This is a genomic window from Thalassolituus sp. UBA2009 (genome assembly GCF_002335285.1).
GTDB lineage: Bacteria > Pseudomonadota > Gammaproteobacteria > Pseudomonadales > Oceanobacteraceae > Venatoribacter > Venatoribacter alkanivorans.
In genome coordinates this window covers 1-18,752 of the sequence record NZ_DDCJ01000137.1, presented here as the reverse complement: position 1 = coordinate 18,752, position 18,752 = coordinate 1, and the positions used below count along the sequence as shown (strand labels likewise).

Genomic DNA, 18,752 nt, shown 5'->3' with positions numbered 1-18,752 from the left:
CTTTTTACCAGCACGATGGCACCAGACCATTAGACGGATTCGTTATATTCAGACCTGAACGGCATTATAAAATAACGATCGTTCATCATTTTCAGGTACCGCCAATAAGGTTTCAAGAGACTCCGGCTCACGAGTTACCCGATGTTCGCTGTTAATGCCCAGCTTACGGAATAACGCCTGATCTTTATTTGCCGCCGGATTTGGCGTAGTAAGCAGACACTCACCGTAGAAGATTGAATTGGCGCCGGCGAAGAAGCACATTGTCTGCATCTCTTCACTCATCTGTTCGCGGCCCGCACTGAGACGGACGTGTGACGCCGGCATCATGATCCGTGCTGCGGCGATAACCCGGACAAAGTCCAGCGGATCGAGATCCTGCTCACTTTCAAGCGGAGTACCGGCGACTTTCACCAGCTGGTTGATGGGCACAGAATCCGGCTGCGTTGGCAGATTTGCTAACTGCACCAGCAATCCGGCACGATCCTGAGTACTCTCCCCCATCCCCAAAATTCCGCCGGAGCAGACTTTCATTCCGGCATTACGCACGTTCGCGAGTGTACCGAGACGATCGCTGTAGGTACGGGTAGTGATAATTTCGCCATAGTACTCCGGCGAGGTATCCAGGTTATGGTTGTAATAATCCAGCCCTGCAGCCGCCAGTTGCTGTGATTGTTCTTCGTCCAGCATGCCCAGCGTCATGCAGGTTTCCAACCCAAGTTCTTTGACCCCCTTAACCATCGCCAACACATAGGGCATATCCTTCTTGCGCGGCGAACGCCAGGCAGCTCCCATACAAAAGCGGTCGGAGCCGGCTGCCTTTGCCGCTTTTGCTTTTTCAATAACCGCCTGAACTTCCAGCAGTTTCTCTTTTTCAAGGCCGGTATCGTAGCGCGCACTTTGCGGACAATAGGCACAATCTTCCGGGCAGGCGCCGGTTTTGATCGACAGCAAAGTGCTGACCTGAACTTCATTGGGGTTGAAATAGCGCCGGTGCATGGTCTGTGCACGAAACAGAAGGTCATTAAAAGGTAAGCTCAGCACTGCCTGAGCTTCATCTACCGTCCAGTTGTGACGGATATCCTGAGCTTTTTCAGCCGACAGACTCATAGTGGTATTCCCGGATACTGATAACATCAATGCAACCGATGCGATCATAGAAGGCGGCGCCATGTGGTCAACCATTGCTAAAAAAACAGTGAACTACTGGTCAAAATCAATACGAACGTTAACCCCCCAGGGGGAGTGTGAGCTCTGCCTGCAGAACACAGGTGGACTGTTTTTCCTTTGTGAACGCTGTCTGCAGGAACTGCCACGGACTGTATTTGCCTGCTCACAATGCTCAGAACCGATGACCAGCCCGGGACGCTGCGGGCGCTGCCAGCAGCAACCGCCGGCCTTTGATTACAGCTATTGCAGCTTTCTGTATCAGTCACCTGTCAGCCTGTGGATAAAACGCTGCAAAGATCAGCAACAGGTCATATGGCTGCCACGCCTGAGCGGCCTGATGCTGACTCAGCCACCCGACACAGTGCAGCAGGCTGATGCCATAACCTTTATTCCCAGCAGCCGGCGGAAGCTGTTTCGCCGGGGCTTTAACATCACGGAAATCATGGCACGCCGCCTGGCAAAACAACTGGGTATTCCACTTATCCGTAATGCATTACTTAAAGCACCGGGCCATGATCAGCGCGGCCTGAGCGCTCAACAGCGCCAGAAAAACCTGCGCGATTCCCTGCAACCCGGCAAACAGAATCTGCGTGGCATGCACATCCTGATTATTGAGGATGTGATAACAACCGGCGCTACCGCCAGTGCAGCAGCCAAAGCACTGAAGCGGCAAGGTGCTGACATCGTTGGCATATGGGCCCTGGCTCGCACACCGCCACCGCAGTGGCACAACACCCAAACTCCAGACAGCTCTCCCTGATTAGCTACTGCCATTGGTTGGTCATCAGGATACGGGCATAATGCCGCCTCTTTAAGGAGAGCGGCCATGATATCCACACACCCATATACCCAGCTGACCCCGGAATGCGTGATGGATGCGATCGAGGCGCAGGGATTTATCTGCGACGCACGGATCTTCCCGCTCAACAGCTATGAAAATCGCGTCTATCAGGTTGGCATCGAAGATCAGCAACCTCTGATTGCTAAGTTCTACCGCCCCGGGCGCTGGAGTCGCGAAGCTATTCAGGAAGAACACGACTTTCTGCTTGAACTGCAGGCCGAAGACCTGCCGGTTGTTGCTCCCATCGCCGTTAATGGCCAGACGCTGTTTTTCAGCGATCCGTTTTTCTTTGCCCTGTTTCCCCGGCGTGGCGGTCAGGCGCCGGAGCTGAGCAGCGACGACGATCTGGAACTTCTGGGCCGCTGGCTGGGGCGTCTGCATCAGGTCGGAGCTAATTCAGCGTTCAAACACCGGCCACAAATCCAGGGAGCTGCGGACATGGCTTTGGCCTGTGAGCAGGTTCTGCGCTCCGGTCTGATGCCGGTCGATTACCACGCCAGCTATGAAAGCCTGGCTACGGCGCTGACCGATTGGGCAGGAAAGCTATACCGTCCGGATGAAATTCAGACGCTGCGCCTGCACGGCGATCTGCATCCCGGTAATCTGCTGCTGCGCGATGAAACACTGTACATGGTCGACTTTGATGATTGTGTGCAGGGCCCGGCGATGCAGGATATCTGGATGCTGCTCAGCGGCTCCGAACAGGAACAACGTCAGCAGTTACTGGTCATTAAGGAAGGCTACGAGATGTTCCGGCCTTTTCCGCAACATGAACTTGCACTGATGGAAGTGCTGCGCAGCCTGCGGGTCATGAAATATGCCGCCTGGCTGTGTTCTCGCTGGGATGACCCGGCGTTTCCTGCAGCGTTTCCATGGCTCGACAGCCACCGCTTCTGGTCAGAGCATATTATTCTGCTGCGCGAACAACTGGCGGCCTTACAGGAAGGTCCGCTGGTGCTGCCCCACTTCTGAACCTGACACTCAAAAATCCATAACCAACAGGATGATGATAATGAAAAAAAATCTGCCTTTAGTACTCGCCTTCTGCGCACTGCCTACTGCGGTATTGGCCGAAAATACTGCACCGGGTTTTCAGATCGAGCGCCTGCAACTGGGTGGCAGCCTGTCACATAACGTTGTCGACAGCCCTTTTGGCGGTGGCAATGTTGATGCAATGGGGGTGAGTATTTTTGCTGGCTACGAACTTGATAATGACATCGACCAGGTAAAAACAACCGTCGAAATCGGCTACAGCCAGACCGATGATTTTTTCAAAGGCCCGCACAGTGAGATCTCGGGTTTATGGGTTGCGGGGGTTGTCGAGAAGCAGCTGCCGGAAATTAATCCGAACCTGTTCGCGCTTGCCCGTCTGGGTCTGGACCTCGGTGATGATGATGGCATCCTGCTCGGTGCCGGTGCTGGCTTTCATCTGACACCGAAACTGGATATCCGTGGCGAGTATATTAATAAAGACGCTTCGTCGGTGTATCAGGCCAGCTTTGTACTGAACTTCTGATATTCCGCTGAAATATTGCCGCTGCAGTTGCCGGCGGCATTCAAAAAAGAAAATAAAAAAGGGGCCGAAGCCCCTTTTTTATTTATCCGCTGTTACCCGGATTAACGCTTACCTTCGCGACGCAGAGCGGCCGGAGTGTAATCCTGCTGGCTGCGCTCGAAGCCGAACTCGTAAGAGCCCTGCTCTTCGTTATCCAGACCCAGAGCCAGGTAACGGCCAGAGTTCAGATCGTACAGAGTTTCGATGGCATACCAAGGTACCAGTGTATCGTAGTACATCAGGTTATGTGCTTCAGCAACACGCCACAGTTCACCACGACCGTCGTAGTGATCGATCTCAGTTGCCTGCCAGGTATCCTCATCGATGTAGAACACACGTTTGCCGTAGATATGACGCTTACCTTCTTTCAGGGTTGCGGTTACCTTCCACACGCGGTGCAGTTCATAGCGTGCCAGATCCTGGTTGATATGGCCCGGCTTAACGATATCGGTGTATTTGATATCAGCACTTTTCAGCTTGTAAGAGTTATATGGAATATAAACTTCCTGCTTGCCTTCCAGTTTCCAGTCGTAACGATCCGGAGCACCGTTGAACATATCGAAGTTATCAGAGGTACGCAGACCATCCGCTGCAGTACCCGGACCATCGTATGCAACCTGTGGAGCACGACGTACACGACGCTGACCAGCGTTATATACCCAGGCTTTACGTGGTTCTTTTACCTGATCCAGAGTTTCGTGAACCAGCAGAACGTTACCAGCCAGACGTGCCGGAGACAGTACGTCCTGTTTGAAGTAGAACAGTACGTTCTTATCTGCATCAGGATCGTAGTCTTTCAGCTTGTCACGGAAGGTGAACTCATCCTGGAAACGTACCAGAGTAAAGTCACCGTTTACCTGTGGAGTTACCTGACCAACCACACGACGCACACTACCACCACGGTAACGCACGATATGGTTCCAGATTGCTTCCATACCATTTTGCGGCACTGGGAAAGGCGCACCTTCTACGTAGTTTTCCAGACCGTTACCACCTTCCAGCAGCTTGGTTTTGGTAGCATTTTCTTTGGTCTTGTCGTAAATCGCCTGAGGGTAGGCAGATGAACGACGGGTCTGGTAAACCGGCATTCTGTAAGTATCAGGATACTTTTCAAACATCGCTTTCTGACCTTCGGTCAGGTTAGCAGCGTACTGTTTGTAGTTAGCAGCAGTGATAACAAACTTCACCTTATCAGCAGCATAAGGATCTACCGGCTTACCACCAGCAACATAACCTGCCGGAGGAGTAGTCAGACCGCCGGTCCAGGCAGGGATCTCTCCCTTGCCAGCCATCTCTGCACCCATTGGTGTCAGTTCTTTGCCCAGTTTTGCAGCTTCAGCCGGAGATACAGCCGCATTCGCTGCGCTTACCATCAGTGACAGCGCAATGGCGCCGCCCCAGGTTTTATAGTGTTTTTTCAACATGGTTCATAGACCTCTGTAATTCTTGTCTGAGCCAGTAAATTAGAATGAATATTTTGCAGACAGACTGACGTTGTCACGATCAACCATCTGATTGTAGTCACCACCAGAGAAATTGGTGTACGACACATCAACGGATGTTCTGTTCAGATAAACAAAAGACACACCCAGACCAGTAGTCAGGCGATCATCCAGGAACTGAGCACCTGGCTCAGGACCATTACCTTTGTCATAAGCAACAGACAGCGTTGGCGTTACGTTCACACCTGCAAAGGCGTTGTTAAAGTCCATGGCTGCACGCAGACGGATACCACCAGAGAGCTCGGTTACGTAGCCATCATCGGTACAGTTTTTGGTCGAAACGTTCTTGGCACTGTTAGGGCTGCCATTGAAGGTGTCTGCCGTACAGAAGTTGGTGGCAGAAGTGAGAGCGTTCGCATTCCATACGCCATCGTTATTACCGATACCATAAGCACCGGAACGGCCGTAGCGGGCTTTATCAGTATTCGGTAAGCCATCTACGTAAGTCATACCGATTTCAGAAACCAGTGCCAGACGATCTGCGCCCATGACATTATCAAAGAACTTGATAAAGGTCATCTGGGCCTGCCACATATCGAAAGTATCGTAGCCTTCTGCGATTTCGCCGTACAAAGCAGAGGCATTACCCGCTTCTTCTGCACGTTGCTGATACAGACGACTGTATGGCGCGCCATTACCCGCCAGAATCAGCTCAAATGCGTTCCATTGCAGTGGCATATCAGGCTTATAGCTGATCTCACCAGAGATAGACGCACCACCTTCGGTACTGGTCGCAAAACTGATACCAGAAATCTGGATATCTTCAGGGTAAGCAATCTGATACAGCGGACGATAAGTATCGTATGTCGCGTTCGGATTCACCTGCATGTTCGGTGTACCAGTCAGAACTCCGGAGCGATCCTGGTTGGTCACCGCTCCATTAATGTAAGGAACACGGCTGTGAATGTTCATGTGGTAGAAACCGAATTCGGTATCACCCAAAGCTTCCGAATACCACCGCAACGCCAAACCATACTGACCAGAATCTTTAGGCTGATCATCAGCAAGACGTTCTGTAACCGGAGCTACACGATCGGCCAGAGGAACACCCGCGTCAATTTCAGACTGACGGAATTCCAGAATGTCACGCTCATCAGCGTCTCCGCCCAGAATTACCGGGCCACAGCCATCCGCAACAAAGTCTACGGTGGAGAAGAACGTACCACATGGGTCTGTACGGGTTTTTTCCCATTCCAGCTGATAGAAGGCTTCCAGCGTAACATCCGCGCTCAGACCAATGGAGGTGTACACCATATTAACCGGCAGCAGACCTTCTTTTACTTCTGCACCAGGCTTACGGAAAGCAGAGGCATCCACCGGGTTGATACTGTTAATCCCCCCCTGGATAAAGGTACTTTCACCCCAGCTGATTACCTGGCGACCGACGCGCAGGTTAACCGGTGTTGAACCCAGCTCCATATCGGCCCAAACGTAGGCGTCCAGCAATTCTGCGCCTTTACCGGCAGCATCCTTGGTGGCGTCGTTCAATGGTTTGAAATCAGTTTCTTCATCCATCAGCGCTGTATCGTAGTAAGCACGGGCACGGAAGAAACCACCAAAGTTGTGGTAGTTAATTTCCAGGTCGCCACTCCACTTAACAGCGTTGGTGTAAATATCACCCTTGCTGTAGTTCAGGGTACCGTCGTCGTAGTTGTATGACGAACCGGTACCAGCGGTCATGCCTGCAGCAGGACCGTTTGCAGGCATGATCTGATCGGCGTCACGATCCGAGGTACGCCATGCAACACCGTAACTTACGGTGTTATCAACCTGAACACCTAAATCCCCGAAGTTAAATTCAACGGCATGGGAAGTGGTGGCGGCTAATGCCGACACCGCCAGAGCCAAAGGTAATTTTTTCATTGAGCGCAAACCTTTGTTTGTTATTTTCATAGTTATTTACTCCGCCCTGTTATTCCGCTGGTTTCACACCGGCATTGACGGCCGGATTCAATGCTGCACCATTAGAGCCGAAGAAAGTCAGCATCTGGGTGATCATGGTGGTAAAGGTGTTAGTATCATCCGCTGCAGCAAAAGTGACGTGAGTCGCCTTGTCGAAAGGAATTACTGCCTGACCACCAGAATTAGTCATATCCAGTGTTTCATCCAGTTCCTTCAAACCAGCCAGCTCAGCAAGCGGATTAGTACCGACCAGAGCAGAAGCAGATGATGGCATTGCTTCTATCGGAGTGGTCACTTTGGAGCCCATATCGCCAAGTTCGAAGGTCAAGCCTGACATAATCGAAGAGAACGGGTTGCTGTCTGCATCGCCAAAGTAGTCGAAGTTAGGAACAACATGGTCTGACGGATACTTACCCTGGAATGCCAGAGCAATTTTGCTTGGCAGACGCTGAGTAGGACCATCAGAACAATCTGCACCCACCATTTCAGACGCATTTGCAGTCGGCGCACCATTCTGATCGAAAGGTATGAAATTCGGACAGTCACCACCACCAACAACGTTGTACATCAGTACCGGCGTAGTCTGCGCGCCCAACTCAGCGGCAAAGCCAATAGGGTCTACACTATTCAGTGCTGCCTGCAGCATACCTTCGTACTTTTGCAAGGATGAACTGTCTTGCGCCAGATTCAGACCAGACAAAACGGTAGGAGCAAAGGCAGGCGAGTTTTCCAGCATTTTCGGCAAAGAAGCACCAGGGCTTGCCAGTAACGTACCTTTAATTTCAGGCAAAGCAGCATTCAGATTCTGTACTTTCGGATCATTAACAACCGTTGTCAGCGTAGTACCAACAATCGCGCCAAGAGATAAACCAGCTACATAAACTTTATCAGTATCAAAAGTTACACCATGAGCTGCTGCAATATTATCCAGCGATGCCAGCAGGTGTACATTATCAACAACTGCCTGACGCAGGTTGTCACGCAGACGATTCATGTTCGCAAGGTTAATGAAATGCTCACCGGATTTACCAAGAGAGGTTTCAACCGTATCACCAAACACCATATCAACGCGGGCATTGCTGGCAGAGGCAATATTGTAGTGACGCTCAGCCACTTCAATATTCAATGCATCAGCCGTATTGGCAAAAGGCGCTTTAGCTGGGTCGGCATTGGTTTGCTCAACGTTGAACACCATTGACGAGTTCAATATTGACTTACCATCACGATCTGATGCCAGCGGTGCAACACCGTGTAGCGGCATATCCATGGCCACAGTAGCGTAGCAACCTTTAAATGCAGCAGCCTGCGCCATTCCCAAGCTGGACGTACGATCCGACGTAATACCATGCAGGTAAACAATTACAGGATAGCCAGCACCTGCCTGCAGCGCAGTACAGTCAGCTTCACCTAATCCAGAATAATCACCCGGCAAAGTCACCAACACTGGTACATTTTCTGTTTTATCCAGATTCACCAGAGGATAACGATAGGTAACGTTGGTCATGCCACCCGTGTAACCTGTCACATTTCCTTCTTCATCTTTAACGGCAGTCACACCTGTTGCTGTTAACGTACCGGTAGCAGGATTAAATACCTTATTATCGGAAGGTGGATTCAGCGCAGGATCTGCAGACCAGGGTGCATCAGACGCCATGCTCAGCTTCACAGCATTGGCCTGCAATACAGGATCGCTAGAGGCCAGAGCCTGAGCATTGGTTTTAACCGGTGCACTCAGACCAACAGGCAAGGTTAATGAACCCTGAACGTATTGAGTAACTGAGTCAGCAGCCAGAGGGGTACCAGCAAAAACTTGCGCTGGTGTTAAAGCAACGCCAGGAATAGCCTCATAAGCCTGAGCTTCAGGTGTATAAAGGCTCGCCGTTACCCCACCAACAACAGGAGCTGAGCTGGCAGTGGCTACGATATTGGCTTTAAAAGTTGCAGTTGCTTCTACTTCAGCAATCTGGGCTTCCGTTGGAGGATTATCCAGTGCAATAGATTCTGTAGTTGCAGCAGGTACGATAGCGGTAGCAACATAAGCAGCCGCTGTAGCCGCCTCATCACCTGCATTCTGCTGCAGCAGAACAGCCTGATAAAGCTTCTTGGCGGTATCCGGTTTGGCCGCCAGCGCACGCACATACATTTCAGGCGCTGCAATCATTTTCAGCGTGGATGTGGTACCACCGGTAGTGAAGGCATAGCTCAGCACAACGTCAGCACTGCTGGCCAGCTGGGCTGCAGCGGTTGCCTGTGCAGCGGCTTCAGGCATATCGTTTTCGGCGGCAGTTGCTGCATCCTGCTGAAGTTTTGCCGCGGCACCTGCAAGATAAGCCTTAGCCACACCTTCCCAGGCCTGCACCGCTTTGCGAACCGGTGCTAATGCCGATGAAGGCAGCTCCAGATCCCCGGCGAGTAACGCATATTCTGCAGAAGCACCAATGGCCTCGCCACCGGCTTTAATATGAGATGTCAGCGCTACAATGTACTTCGTCCGCTCTTCGAGTGGTTTAAGTAAATTAATACGCAGAGTCGGCGTATTACCATCATCAAGACCAAGGAAGGAAACGGTATAGTCGACGCCGAATACTGGCTGATCGACATCATCAAGCACATTCGGCTGATCACCGACCAGCGGAGAGTTTGCGGCAATGCTCTCGATATCCAGCGCATCAATTGCAGGATCATTCGAGGAGTTACGCAGTTTGATCAGAACAGCAGTAAAAGGCTTGCTCAGACTATCCGCATCAACAGGGGCATTAAATTCAATGTCAATCGGGGTTGAAACCGGAGCACCATCAATAGAGTTAAGTGCAGTAGTAACCGGGGCCTGAGTATCGTCCGCGCTGGCAGTACCATCTGTCACAGAGGCATCAGCAAACAATAAATCATTAAAAAGCGGCAGGTTTTTATTACCCGCAGAGAAAATAGGCGCCACTCGCGCCGGGGCAACCCCAGGCTTACCGGCATCAACCGGTGTGGAATCGACTTCGTTATTGTGTTTTTCAACGCTACTGATATTACAGCCGGCGAGGCCTGCGGTCGTGGCTGCGATGGCCAGACTGAGAAGGGTCTTCTTCACCATATTGCTACCTGTCTGTGTTTTTATGGTTATTGGTGCACTTTTGGGGCGTGCGTGTATCCATACCCCCAAAGAGATGCCCATGACTATAATCTGGCCGTCACGCACCCTCATCACTCAAAAGTATGATTCCTTGCTAATCCCCCTCTCATTTTGTATCTGTACGTAACACTACCTTCGTAGCAGGCATGTGGTTGCTGCGACTTTGTCGCGAGCAGCTCACCAATCGCCTGGCAATTGTTAAAAAGCGCCCTATTCCTCTAGAATGGCGGCCGATTTCAAGATATCTGACTCAGGAGCAGCACATGTCAAATCAAGATTCCGTGGTTATCGTCGCCGGCGCCCGCACCCCGATGGGGGGATTCCAGGGCAGCCTGGCCAGCGTCAGCGCAACCGATCTGGGCGCACTGGCCATCGCTGAAGCCGTGAAGCGTGCTGGTATCGATGCCGCCGCCGTGCAGGAAGTCATCATGGGTAACGTGCTGCCAGCCGGCCTGAAACAGGGTCCGGCCCGCCAGGCGATGCGTAAGGCTGGTCTGGCTGATGCAACCGGTGCTACCACCATTAATAAATTGTGTGGTTCCGGCATGAAAGCCACCATGATGGCGCACGATGCCATCAAAGCAGGTTCTGTGGAGATTGCCGTTGCCGGTGGCATGGAATCCATGTCTAACGCACCTTACGTTCTGGAAGGCGTGCGCACCGGGTTCCGCATGGGTGCAGGCAGCGCACCACAGGATCACATGTTCCTGGATGGTCTGCAGGATGCCGAAACAGGCCGCCTGATGGGTTCTTTTGCACAGGATGTCGCCAACCAGAAAGGCTATACCCGTGAGCAGATGGATGAGTACGCCATTATGTCTCTGACCCGTGCCAAAGACGCGATTGAAAAAGGCCTGAACAGCGCTGAAATCGTGCCTGTTACCGTTACCAGTCGTAAAGGTGAAACCGTTGTTGAGCAGGACGAGCAGCCATTCAATGCCAACATCGAGAAGATCCCTACCCTGCGTCCGGCTTTCGCCAAAGACGGTACCATCACCGCCGCTAACGCCTCTTCCATTTCAGACGGTGCCTCTGCTCTGGTGCTGATGAGCGAATCTGCAGCCGCAACCAAAGGCGTAACTCCGCTGGCGCGCATCGTTGCACACAGCACCCAGTCTCAGCATCCATCTGAGTTCACCATCGCTCCGGTTGGTGCGATTGAGAAAGTTCTGGCCAAAGCCGGCTGGAATAAAGACGACGTGGATCTGTTTGAGATCAACGAAGCTTTCGCCATGGTTGCCATGATGCCAATCGATGAACTGAAGCTGGATATCAACAAAGTGAACATCTACGGCGGCGCCTGTGCTCAGGGCCACCCGGTTGGTTCTACCGGTTCACGTCTGATCGTTACTCTGATGAACGCGCTGAAAAACACCGGCGGCAAAAAAGGTGTTGCCGCACTGTGTATCGGTGGTGGTGAAGCGACAGCGGTTGCTATCGAACTGGTGTAATCACCATAGCGTTATGGCTTGCGCCTGACGCAATAAAAAAGGGAGATACCGCGAGGTATCTCCCTTTTTTTGAGCCGGTAATTCAGCGGAGTTGCAGGAGGGACATTTTTGTCCCGATTCGGGCCGCAAGGCCCGCTTATATCATGCTGAAAAATTCCAGCCACTGAAGTTCCATCGCGGCAAAAATGCCGCTCCTACCAACCTCTTCCGCCTCCTGTTAAGCGTCCTGCTTAAAAAACAATGGTTTTATTGCCGTGTAGAAGCACCCGGTCTTCCAGATGGCTGCGCACACCGCGCGCCAGCACCATCTTCTCTACGTCCTTACCCAGACGCACCATATCTTCCACGGTATCGTTATGGCTGATGCGGATTACGTCCTGATCGATAATCGGGCCGGCATCCAGCTCTGAGGTTACATAGTGGCAGGTCGCGCCAATCAGCTTAACGCCACGCTCTGCTGCCTGATGGTAAGGCTTGGCGCCAACAAAAGACGGCAGGAAGCTGTGGTGAATATTGATTACCTGGCCGTGGTAACGCTCACAGAGTTCCGGCGGAATAATCTGCATATAGCGCGCAAGCACAATGGTATCGGCTTTGTGTTCTTCGACGATGGCGTTAACGCGGGCAAAGTGCTCAGCCTTATTCGCCGGATCAACCGGCACATGGAAGAACGGAATCCCGTGCCACTCAACCAGCGAGCGCAGAGTGTCGTGGTTGGAAATAACGCAAGGGATATCACAGATCAGTTCTTTGCTGTGCCAGCGATGCAGCAGATCCACCAGACAGTGGCTTTCTTTGCTCGCCATCAGAATCACTTTCTTCGGCACGCCCGAGTCGTTCACCTGCCAGTCCATATCGAACTCTTCGGCAATCGGCGCAAACTCTGCTTTCAGCGTTGCCAGATCAAAGGGCAGTGAATCAGCACGGATGCAGTGACGCATAAAAAAGCGCCCGGTAACCGGGTCAGAATAATGGTTTGCCTCAACAATCCAGCCACCGTGTCCGGAAAAGAACTGGCCAACTTTCGCTACAATGCCCACCCGGTCCGGACAGGAAATCGTTAATCGGTATACTCGTTCCATAGAAATCCACTACTGGCTCATACAGCTGCTACTCTGGCCCGAAAGGCTATTGCACCTGCGCGGGGGAAGTGATCAACTGAAGCCAACTAAAAAACAATAATAAGTATCGGAGAGACGCCTATGTTACTCCTTAGATCCCTGATTCTCACCCTGTTTGTCGGCTTTTCAGCCCAGGCGAGCAGCAATTCTCTGGAACAGAATGTTTTCGACCTCAGTGTCGGCGTCAAGACACTGCTGCTGCGTTACTACCACCTGCAGGCCGATGAAGGTAATCAGCAACTTCTGAACGAGCTGAACCGTTATCTGCTTGTCGTCGGCGAGCAACAGCAGAACGTCAGTAATGAGTTGCGCAACCTCAAGCTCAATAATGACAGCAACCCTCAGCAGAGCGTCGACAGCCACTGGCAAAAGTTCCGCTCACTGATGCAGCAGAATATTCATGAAATTGAAGTGAATGACTTTCCTGAACTTCAGGTCGTGGCCATGATGCGTGATGCATCCAGTGCCATGATCAGCGAGCTGGAAAAAATCGGCGATGAATTACGCCAGAATGGCGAGTTCTCCGTTTCCGCTATAGAAGACTGGACCCGCAGCCAGAAGCGGCTGCTGCTGGGTATTACGGAACGCTATCTGGAACGTGCCGCATCCTCAATGGGTGCCCCCCTCAGCAATGGTCAGGATATCAACCAGCTCTGCCAGGAATTCTCCGCCGGGCTTAACAGTCTGAACAGTGCCGATCTGAATGCCTCAGCCCTCGCCTCACTGCAGCGCATACGCAGCCAATGGTTGTTTATAGAAAAATCCGCCACAAATGTCGAAGCCAAACTGGTCCCCTTTCTGGTAATGCGTTACACCAGCACCATGGTTGACCAGCTGAGCCGCATTGCCGCCAGCTGATCAGATTGCATTATTTTTCCAGAAGCTGGCGCGGATCGGTTGCCGGATCAGAGTTACTCTCCGCCGCTGAACGAATACTCTGACTCAGAATCCGGTCGGCGTCGACCGGTCCCAGACATTCACAAACACCAATATAAATAAAATTCAGCAGACGTTTTAAGTCAGTCAGGCCCACTGCGCTGAGATTCAGCGGATGCCGTTCATCCCCCCACAAATTAAAGGCATAAGCCAGATCCTGCGAAATGCTATGCCGCAGAGACTGTTCCATCGCATAACGCTTAACAACCCGCGCAGTATCCGAACGCAGTTGTCCGAACAAGGTTGTCAGTACGACATCGTAGACTTGCGTCCAGTCCTGCTGCTGAAACAATTCCATTCTATCCAGAGTGTTACTCTGCGCCTGATCTGACTGAAATTTCAGCATGTCTTCCATAGGATCAGGCTGTAGCTGGGCACTACCATCCATCAGAACCCCGATCAGCTGCCGGTATAAGTTTGCCCGGTTTTCAGCCACCTCAGGTATATCGCGGCAGTCGGATAAAAATCCGTTTAATTCAAACTGAGATTTTTGGGCATAATTATTTTGCCAGCGCCACATTGCCCGCCATAAACCATCGCCTTCCAGAGTGGCATTAAGCACAGTAAATACAGCCCGTCTTTTCTGTTCAATCGTCATAGTCATGCGCAGCTACTCATAATTCACGATGATAAGTAACGTTCTGATGAAACTCCGGATAACCCACTTCATCATGCTCGGTAAAATCAAGCCCCTGTTGTTCATGCTGAGTACTGGCGCGCAACCCGATCACACGATCAATCAGGAAAAACAGAATAAGCGATAGTGGAAACGCCCAGAAAAAGGCCGAGAAAATACCAACCAGCTGAACGGCAATCTGCGATAAATCAAACATATTATCTTTCAGGAAAAGTCCTGCAGCCAGGGTTCCCCAGGCACCGGCAAAACCATGAACCGGTATGGCCCCGACCACATCATCCAGTCCCCGCCGTTCAAGCCAGCCGGCACCATAGACAGAGATTGCTCCGGCAATAAGACCAGTAAGTGCAGCAAACTCAGGTGTCATTGATGCACAGCCTGCCGTAATACCAACCAGACCGGCAATGCTGCCATTAATGGTTGAAGTTAAAAGCACCGGACGTCTGGTTATACGGCTGAACAGCAAGGCTCCCGTTGCACCGGCCGCCGCGGCCAACTGAGTATTCAATACAATCAGGCCGATTTCCGGACTGGCTGCCAGCGTACTGCCACCATTAAAGCCGAACCAACCCAGCCACAGAATAAAACCACCCAAAGCAACCAGCGAAAGATTATGGCCCGGAATACTCCGCGCAGCACCGGTGGTGCGATCAAAACGTCCGGTACGTGCTCCCAGCACGATAATGCCTGCCAATGCGCACCAGGCCCCCACGGAATGAACAACGGTCGATCCGGCAAAATCAATAAAACCCAGCTCAGCCAGCCAGCCTGAACCACCGTACATGCCACCCCATACCCAGCTGCCAAATACCGGATAAATAAATGCAGTAATTACACAGGTTGCGATCAGATAGGCATCGTATTTTGTCCGCTCTGCCATAGCCCCGCTACAGATAGTAACTGCAGTTGCGGCAAACATAATCTGGAATAACAACACGGTATAATCCCAGGATTGGCTTTCCGCTGAAGTATTTAATAGTGCAAAATGACTGGCACCAAAAAAACCGGTAAAGTTCTCGCCAAACATCAACCCATAGCCAACCAGCCAGAAAATAAGACTTCCAAGGCAAACATCCATGTAGTTTTTCATCATCACATTGACGGCATTTTTAGCCCGTGACATTCCACTTTCAAGCAGCGCAAAACCTGCCTGCATAAAAAAAACCAGAGCTGCCGCCATTACGACCCACAGGGTATCAATACTACCTTGCGCTGCGGTCTCTCCTGCCAAAGCAGGAATACTGAGACTGCTTAAAACGACCCACATCATCCACTTCATAACATTACCGCCTGCTGCTCAGGTTCAGCGTATCCGCAATCAGCGTTACGCGTTATTTCCACATACACTGATCAGCAAAGCCTGTGCCAATCACTGTGCGGTAAAAGGTGCAGAAAACAGGGCAGCAGCCTGCTTAAACCTTCTGGCCGGCACCATGAAAGTGCAACAGAAAATGAATACGCACCAGCTGCAGGCTGACAGAACAACAGACGCACTGCTATATTGCAGATAGGTATCAGGGATCACGGTCAAAAGTAATGTCATTAATCGTATTCGATATGGGCATCCGGGTTGAAACCCCTTTGCGGCCGGATAAAAACCGGATAAAAGCGACTGCCGCTTCATCGGCAGTGCAAAAGATTAAGCCGGGGGATGCTCAGTCTCCTGCCGAGCGCCAGGCTCAGCTGGTTCTGGAGCATTACGCTCATCCGCAAAAAACACCGGAATCCATCGCCTTTGCAGCCGACATTATGAATACACCGGTGGCAACCCTCACGCCCGATAAGAATGTTCAGGATGCCTGGAACAAACTTGCAGACACTGGTTACCATCACCTGCCAGTCGTAGACAAAGACAATAAAGTGCAGGCCATTGTTTCTGACCGCGACCTGATGCTTGCCCTGATGCAACAGAATACTCACTCAACCAGTCTCGGCGACATCTGGGAAAATAATATTCTGGACTATGCCATTCATCCGGTGATCTGTGTAATGAAAAACACCGACATCCGCCAGACAAGCAATATACTTTTTGAATACAACATCGGTGCTCTGCCCGTTATCGACGAGAACCATATCCTTTGCGGCATCATCACCCGCACCGATATTCTGAAATTACTCCGGCATTACGGCCCGATGGAACTCTGGGCGTAGATATCAGGCGGAGGCAAGGAGACAGTATGACAAAACACTATGAACTGATTCACCCTAAAACCCATCTGCGCGTTTTATCACGCTACGAAATACAGCAATTACGGGAAGTCGGAAGCGAAATTCATGAACTGGTACGGCGCTGCTGCTATGCCGTACTCAGCGCGGGCAGTCAGTCAGACAACTATCTGGAACTTAAAGAAGAATTCCGAAACTTTAACATCCAGGTCCAGCAGGAAGACCGCGGCATTGTTCTCAGCCTGAAAAACCCGCCACAGAGTGCCTTTGTTGATGGCGAAATTATCCGCGGTGTGCGCGAACAACTATTCTCCGTTCTGCGCGATGTACTCTATGCGCAGGAATCGATTCTTAAAGCACACCGCTTTGATCTGAATAACGGTGAAGACATTACCAATGCCGTTTTCCACCTGCTGCGTAATGCCAATGTGCTTAAACCGGACCGACTACCGAATCTGGCCATCTGCTGGGGAGGACACTCCATCCCGCGCAATGAATATCAGTACACTAAAGATGTAGGCTACCAGCTGGGGTTGCGTGGTCTCGATGTCGGTACCGGTTGCGGTCCGGGCGCAATGAAGGGGCCAATGAAGGGTTGTGCGATCGGTCATGCCAAGCAGCACAACCGTGATGGTCGCTATATCGGCATTACCGAACCGGGCATTATTGCCACCGAAGCACCCAATCCAATAGTTAATGAACTGATCATTCTCCCGGATATTGAAAAACGCCTTGAGGCTTTTGTTCGTCTTGCTCATGGCATCGTTATATTTCCCGGCGGCCCCGGCACAGCCGAAGAGCTGTTGTACCTGCTGGGCGTATTATCGCACCCCGACAACCAACAAATTCCGTTTCCGATTATTATTACCGGCCCAGGCGAAACAGAAAATTATCTGCGGGCTATTGATCGTTTTATTGGTACAGCGTTGGGAGCAACAGCCCAACAGCGCTATAAGATTATTATTCAGGATGCCGAAGCCGTTGCAAGGACGCTGAAAAATGGCATTGACGAAGTGGAGCAATACCGAAAAACGAATAATGATGCTTATTTCTTTAACTGGGCATTAACCATTAACGATGATTTTCAACTGCCTTTCGATCCGACTCATGACGCCATGAGTGCCTTGTGTCTGAGCAAATCACTGCCAGCACATAAGCTGGCCGCTCATCTGCGCCGGGCCTTTTCCGGCATTGTTGCTGGTAACGTCAAGGAAGTTGGCATTGAACGCGTAAAAAAACACGGCCCCTACCAACTTAAAGGCGATAAAGAAATAATCAGCAGTATGGGAGAGCTTCTTTCAGCCATGATCCAGGATGGCAGAATGAAAATAAGCGGTGACTACACTCCCTGCTACGTTATCGACAGCCACAACAAAGGTGATCATCAATGATGATGATCACCATCTAACGGATGCCCCATATCGTCATAAAATCCGGAAGCTCCGTGAGAAATAAATCCGAGCTTTATAATTTTCTGAAAAAACGGATCTGTTTCGTTATCACCAATATCGGCATAATCTGTACTTTGATAGCTTTCACGCAACCGGAAAACTGCCGCAATCTTTTCTGCAGACATTATCTGCTTTGTAAGTGTCCATGATTCATTTGAAGATGGGTTTTTAACTGAAAAATATTTCACCAGTTTCGTATATGGCAACCACTCAATAATTATTTCTGATGTGCCAATGCGACCAGAATAAACATGGACAGTTGCACAACCATTATTTTTTTCTTCGATTTTTTTCAGTTTATCTATTACTTTCGCAGAAACCAATTGGTATTTGATCTGCCAATCCAGCATATCTGCACTCGCCTGAATATCATCCGGGGCATATTCTATTGCCCGGAGGTCCTGATCAAAATAACGGACTGGACGAATCTGACCAGATGCTGTTTTATTCCATATCTCTGTTATTTTGTCCTGAGGGTGAACATGCGCAACCTGTCCGCCATTGCGCCATAGTTCAAACTGAACCTCCTGAACATTTTTTTGATCTGCAGAAATTATTTTACGAGTGTAATGCGCACCTAATGTGTCGGCATCAACTGAGCAAACTTCTTGTGCCAATAAAGGGAAAGAGATGACACTCATCAAAAGCAGATTAAACCAGGCAATCACAATTTTTTTCATAAATTTCCTTGGAGCCCGTTATTAAACAGGCAAACACAGGCTACCCTGTGTTTGCTCCGATAATGATTATTGCGCGTTATCAGTATCAGACAACCCACCAGCGTGATTCATAATATGAAATATCATGCTCTGCTCGTGGGTGCCAGAAACCAGATGCGCACCCGGGCCGGTAGCATAAATACCAACATCTTCGCCGGAATGCGTTTCTGAACTGAGCGGCAC

At 50.9% G+C, this 18,752-nt stretch carries 16 protein-coding genes; 7 read left to right on the top strand and 9 right to left on the bottom strand.

All coding sequences use genetic code 11. From position 1 onward, the window contains the following. Window positions 1-48: 48 nt before the first annotated feature. Complete coding sequence (bioB, locus tag B3P58_RS16310) at window positions 49-1,107, bottom strand: biotin synthase BioB (RefSeq protein ID WP_286719070.1); 1,059 nt, start codon at window positions 1,105-1,107, stop codon at window positions 49-51. Window positions 1,108-1,348: 241 nt separating this feature from the next. Between bioB and B3P58_RS16305 the strand changes: the two genes are divergently transcribed. The 3 genes from B3P58_RS16305 to B3P58_RS16295 all read left to right on the top strand — a co-directional run bounded on the left by B3P58_RS16305 (window position 1,349) and on the right by B3P58_RS16295 (window position 3,524). Further along, window positions 1,349-1,927 carry a ComF family protein gene (locus tag B3P58_RS16305; RefSeq protein ID WP_286719069.1) on the top strand — a complete coding sequence of 193 codons (579 nt, stop codon included), beginning with the start codon at window positions 1,349-1,351 and terminating at the stop codon, window positions 1,925-1,927. Window positions 1,928-1,993: 66 nt separating this feature from the next. Beyond that, window positions 1,994-2,980: a serine/threonine protein kinase gene (locus B3P58_RS16300; RefSeq protein ID WP_286719067.1), complete on the top strand. Its 987-nt coding sequence runs from the start codon at window positions 1,994-1,996 to the stop codon at window positions 2,978-2,980. 40 nt (window positions 2,981-3,020) lie between these two features. Continuing rightward, window positions 3,021-3,524, top strand: a complete 504-nt coding sequence (locus tag B3P58_RS16295) for an outer membrane beta-barrel protein (RefSeq protein ID WP_286719066.1) — start codon at window positions 3,021-3,023, stop codon at window positions 3,522-3,524. Window positions 3,525-3,625: 101 nt separating this feature from the next. Here B3P58_RS16295 and B3P58_RS16290 read toward each other — a convergent pair whose 3' ends face one another. From B3P58_RS16290 to B3P58_RS16280, 3 genes are read right to left on the bottom strand one after another with little or no spacing between them, the layout of a single operon-like run. Beyond that, window positions 3,626-4,987 carry a DUF1329 domain-containing protein gene (locus B3P58_RS16290; RefSeq protein WP_260997271.1) on the bottom strand — a complete coding sequence of 454 codons (1,362 nt, stop codon included), beginning with the start codon at window positions 4,985-4,987 and terminating at the stop codon, window positions 3,626-3,628. A 39-nt stretch (window positions 4,988-5,026) separates the two neighbouring features. Continuing rightward, window positions 5,027-6,928, bottom strand: a complete 1,902-nt coding sequence (locus tag B3P58_RS16285) for a DUF1302 domain-containing protein (protein ID WP_286719064.1) — start codon at window positions 6,926-6,928, stop codon at window positions 5,027-5,029. Window positions 6,929-6,977: 49 nt separating this feature from the next. Beyond that, window positions 6,978-10,049 (bottom strand): hypothetical protein, encoded by a 3,072-nt coding sequence (locus tag B3P58_RS16280; RefSeq protein WP_286719063.1) that lies wholly within the window; start codon window positions 10,047-10,049, stop codon window positions 6,978-6,980. 302 nt (window positions 10,050-10,351) lie between these two features. Between B3P58_RS16280 and B3P58_RS16275 the strand changes: the two genes are divergently transcribed. After that, window positions 10,352-11,539, top strand: a complete 1,188-nt coding sequence (locus B3P58_RS16275) for a thiolase family protein (protein ID WP_286719061.1) — start codon at window positions 10,352-10,354, stop codon at window positions 11,537-11,539. A gap of 230 nt (window positions 11,540-11,769) precedes the next feature. Here B3P58_RS16275 and purU read toward each other — a convergent pair whose 3' ends face one another. Continuing rightward, window positions 11,770-12,621: a formyltetrahydrofolate deformylase gene (gene purU, locus B3P58_RS16270; protein ID WP_230330582.1), complete on the bottom strand. Its 852-nt coding sequence runs from the start codon at window positions 12,619-12,621 to the stop codon at window positions 11,770-11,772. 120 nt (window positions 12,622-12,741) lie between these two features. Here purU and B3P58_RS16265 point away from each other — a divergent pair, with 120 nt between their 5' ends. Then, window positions 12,742-13,518, top strand: coding sequence for a hypothetical protein (locus tag B3P58_RS16265; RefSeq protein WP_145466382.1), 777 nt, complete (start codon window positions 12,742-12,744; stop codon window positions 13,516-13,518). Between the two features lie 10 nt (window positions 13,519-13,528). Here B3P58_RS16265 and B3P58_RS16260 read toward each other — a convergent pair whose 3' ends face one another. Both B3P58_RS16260 and B3P58_RS16255 read right to left on the bottom strand, forming a co-directional pair. Beyond that, entirely contained in the window at window positions 13,529-14,200 is a 672-nt protein-coding gene (locus B3P58_RS16260) for a hypothetical protein (protein ID WP_286719059.1), read from the bottom strand. A 10-nt stretch (window positions 14,201-14,210) separates the two neighbouring features. After that, window positions 14,211-15,512, bottom strand: coding sequence for an ammonium transporter (locus B3P58_RS16255; RefSeq protein WP_286719057.1), 1,302 nt, complete (start codon window positions 15,510-15,512; stop codon window positions 14,211-14,213). 257 nt (window positions 15,513-15,769) lie between these two features. Between B3P58_RS16255 and B3P58_RS16250 the strand changes: the two genes are divergently transcribed. Both B3P58_RS16250 and ppnN read left to right on the top strand, forming a co-directional pair. Further along, entirely contained in the window at window positions 15,770-16,384 is a 615-nt protein-coding gene (locus tag B3P58_RS16250) for an HPP family protein (protein WP_286719055.1), read from the top strand. A gap of 26 nt (window positions 16,385-16,410) precedes the next feature. Further along, window positions 16,411-17,790 (top strand): nucleotide 5'-monophosphate nucleosidase PpnN, encoded by a 1,380-nt coding sequence (gene ppnN, locus B3P58_RS16245; protein WP_286719053.1) that lies wholly within the window; start codon window positions 16,411-16,413, stop codon window positions 17,788-17,790. Here ppnN and B3P58_RS16240 read toward each other — a convergent pair. Continuing rightward, entirely contained in the window at window positions 17,784-18,530 is a 747-nt protein-coding gene (locus B3P58_RS16240) for a hypothetical protein (RefSeq protein ID WP_230330578.1), read from the bottom strand. The genes ppnN and B3P58_RS16240 overlap by 7 nt on opposite strands. A 66-nt stretch (window positions 18,531-18,596) precedes the next feature. Beyond that, window positions 18,597-18,752: an alkaline phosphatase gene (locus B3P58_RS16235; RefSeq protein WP_286719082.1), complete on the bottom strand. Its 156-nt coding sequence runs from the start codon at window positions 18,750-18,752 to the stop codon at window positions 18,597-18,599.

What these genes read in the sequence shown, in the direction of transcription:
- bioB (WP_286719070.1), bottom strand. Translation starts at nt 1,107, where the DNA reads ATGAGTCTGTCGGCTGAAAAAGCTCAGGATATCCGTCACAACTGGACG.
- B3P58_RS16305 (WP_286719069.1), top strand. Translation starts at nt 1,349, where the DNA reads ATGACCAGCCCGGGACGCTGCGGGCGCTGCCAGCAGCAACCGCCGGCC.
- B3P58_RS16300 (WP_286719067.1), top strand. Translation starts at nt 1,994, where the DNA reads ATGATATCCACACACCCATATACCCAGCTGACCCCGGAATGCGTGATG.
- B3P58_RS16295 (WP_286719066.1), top strand. Translation starts at nt 3,021, where the DNA reads ATGAAAAAAAATCTGCCTTTAGTACTCGCCTTCTGCGCACTGCCTACT.
- B3P58_RS16290 (WP_260997271.1), bottom strand. Translation starts at nt 4,987, where the DNA reads ATGTTGAAAAAACACTATAAAACCTGGGGCGGCGCCATTGCGCTGTCA.
- B3P58_RS16285 (WP_286719064.1), bottom strand. Translation starts at nt 6,928, where the DNA reads ATGAAAAAATTACCTTTGGCTCTGGCGGTGTCGGCATTAGCCGCCACC.
- B3P58_RS16280 (WP_286719063.1), bottom strand. Translation starts at nt 10,049, where the DNA reads ATGGTGAAGAAGACCCTTCTCAGTCTGGCCATCGCAGCCACGACCGCA.
- B3P58_RS16275 (WP_286719061.1), top strand. Translation starts at nt 10,352, where the DNA reads ATGTCAAATCAAGATTCCGTGGTTATCGTCGCCGGCGCCCGCACCCCG.
- purU (WP_230330582.1), bottom strand. Translation starts at nt 12,621, where the DNA reads ATGGAACGAGTATACCGATTAACGATTTCCTGTCCGGACCGGGTGGGC.
- B3P58_RS16265 (WP_145466382.1), top strand. Translation starts at nt 12,742, where the DNA reads ATGTTACTCCTTAGATCCCTGATTCTCACCCTGTTTGTCGGCTTTTCA.
- B3P58_RS16260 (WP_286719059.1), bottom strand. Translation starts at nt 14,200, where the DNA reads ATGACTATGACGATTGAACAGAAAAGACGGGCTGTATTTACTGTGCTT.
- B3P58_RS16255 (WP_286719057.1), bottom strand. Translation starts at nt 15,512, where the DNA reads ATGAAGTGGATGATGTGGGTCGTTTTAAGCAGTCTCAGTATTCCTGCT.
- B3P58_RS16250 (WP_286719055.1), top strand. Translation starts at nt 15,770, where the DNA reads ATGTCATTAATCGTATTCGATATGGGCATCCGGGTTGAAACCCCTTTG.
- ppnN (WP_286719053.1), top strand. Translation starts at nt 16,411, where the DNA reads ATGACAAAACACTATGAACTGATTCACCCTAAAACCCATCTGCGCGTT.
- B3P58_RS16240 (WP_230330578.1), bottom strand. Translation starts at nt 18,530, where the DNA reads ATGAAAAAAATTGTGATTGCCTGGTTTAATCTGCTTTTGATGAGTGTC.